Source organism: Duganella sp. SG902 (assembly GCF_013376005.1).
GTDB lineage: Bacteria > Pseudomonadota > Gammaproteobacteria > Burkholderiales > Burkholderiaceae_D > Rugamonas.
This window is the reverse complement of record NZ_JABMJK010000040.1, coordinates 1-1,818: the sequence shown is the minus strand read 5'-3', so window position 1 is coordinate 1,818 and position 1,818 is coordinate 1. Positions and strand designations below refer to the sequence as shown.

General features: G+C 56.1%; 2 protein-coding genes. One reads left to right on the top strand and one right to left on the bottom strand.

Annotated features, from left to right (window positions below):
* Positions 1 to 210: 210 nt before the first annotated feature.
* Complete coding sequence (locus FHW83_RS30365; protein ID WP_176650101.1) at positions 211 to 1,107, bottom strand: AraC family transcriptional regulator; 897 nt, start codon at positions 1,105 to 1,107, stop codon at positions 211 to 213.
* A gap of 186 nt (positions 1,108 to 1,293) precedes the next feature.
* Between FHW83_RS30365 and FHW83_RS30360 the strand changes: the two genes are divergently transcribed.
* Positions 1,294 to 1,566, top strand: coding sequence for an SDR family oxidoreductase (locus tag FHW83_RS30360; RefSeq protein WP_176650100.1), 273 nt, complete (start codon positions 1,294 to 1,296; stop codon positions 1,564 to 1,566).
* Positions 1,567 to 1,818: the final 252 nt, after the last annotated feature.

The window sequence follows — 1,818 nt, the reverse complement described above, 5'->3', positions numbered from 1 at the left end:
ACCCCTTCCCATCCCGAACAGGACCGTGAAACGACTCTACGCCGATGATAGTGCTGCAACCAGTGTGAAAGTAGGTTATCGTCAAGCTAGTTATTCCGTGAAAAGCCCGCCTTCGTGCGGGCTTTTTGCATTTCAGCTTCAGACTGATTCTAGGTTCAATGACCAGCATAGCCGACGCCGAAGCCAAAGTATCGTACTTTCCGGTTGTCTTTAAATCAATCTTGATGATTCTGCAGGTTGGACGGTGAGGAAGCGCCGCATCGCGTGCACTTCTTCGGTCGGGCTGCGGCCGAAGTAACGCTTGAATTCGCGGCTGAACTGGGACGGGCTTTCATAGCCGACTTGCGCCGCCGCCGATTGCGCCGTCACGTCGCTGCGTGCCATCAGCAGCCTGGCCTGGTGCAGACGCGCGGACTTCAGATATTGGATCGGCGAGCAATGCGTCACCGACTTGAAGTGCACGTGGAAAGCCGGCACGCTCATATTGGCTTCTGCCGCCAGCATGCCAACATCGATATCGGCCGCGTAATCGGCATGGATGCGGCGCAAGGCCTTGGCGATGCGGCCGAACTGGCCCTGGCTGGTCAGCGCCGCCCGCATTGCCGCTCCCTGTTCGCCCATCAGCACACGGTAGCAAATCTCACGCACGATGGCGGGTCCCAACACGCGCGCTTCCAGCGGCGAATTCAGCGCTTCGAGCAGGCGCAGCACGGTATCGCGCAGGCGTTCGTCCATGCGCGTGGTCATCATGCCCTTGGGCATTGCGGGCACGTCGTTGGCGTTCTGGTCGATGGCGAACATCAGGTCGGCAAGGGTGGTGCGGTCGATGCGGATCGAAATGCCAAGGAAGGGATGCTCCGGCGAGGCCTCGACGGTGGCTGTGAACGGCATCGGAACGGCCACCACCAGGTAATGGTCGGCGTCAAACTGCAGGATGTCATTGCCGAAGTGAGTGCGCTTATGGCCCTGCAGAGCGATGGCGATGCAGGGCTCGTACATGGCTGGCGACTTGGTGACCTTCTGCGTGGAGCGTGAGAGGCGCACGTCATCCACCAGCGTTGCGACGGAACCGTCTTCCGGCGCCAGCTGGTTGTGCAGGGCAATCATGCGTTCCATGCTTCACTCCTTATTGATAGCGATGAATAGGAATAATCCATGATTTCCGTCCCCGTCGCCATGTTTGCTGCTGTGATCTATAGGATTAGGCAAGAACTACATAGTCATGTGCATTCGCAGCATAAAGTTTAGTCCGTAAGATGCAGCCTGTGTTAATGGCTATGAAAGGACCGCATCATGACTCAATCTCATCGCAAAGTGATACTGATTGCCGGCGCCAGCCGGGGCTGCGGTCCGGCCACAGCCCGCCAGTTGGCGGGTGAAGGGCACCACGTGGTGCTGGGCGCGCGCCGCTCCAGCAAGCTGCACGCTTTGGTGACGGAAATCCGCAAGGCTGGCGGTTCGGCCGAGTGGTATGCGCTGGACGTCAATCAGCCCGAGGAAATGCGTGAGTTCCTGGCGTTTGCTGAAGACGTCCACAAGCGTGTGGACGTGGTCATCAACGTTTGAAGAAAATCCTTGTCAACCGGAGCATCCCTTGTTATGATTCTGTCCCTCGCGAAACGACGCATGCAAATGTGAAGTGAAAACGAGGGGTTGACGAGATAAATCAAATGCTTCATAATCTCGCTTCTGTGCTGATGAACACAACGCTTCAACAGCAAACAATACGGTCTTTAAAAAATTACAGTCGATAAATGTGGGCGTTTGATGCTGCAACAAAAAGCATTAAATGCTCAACAAGAAATACTGTCAGTATTT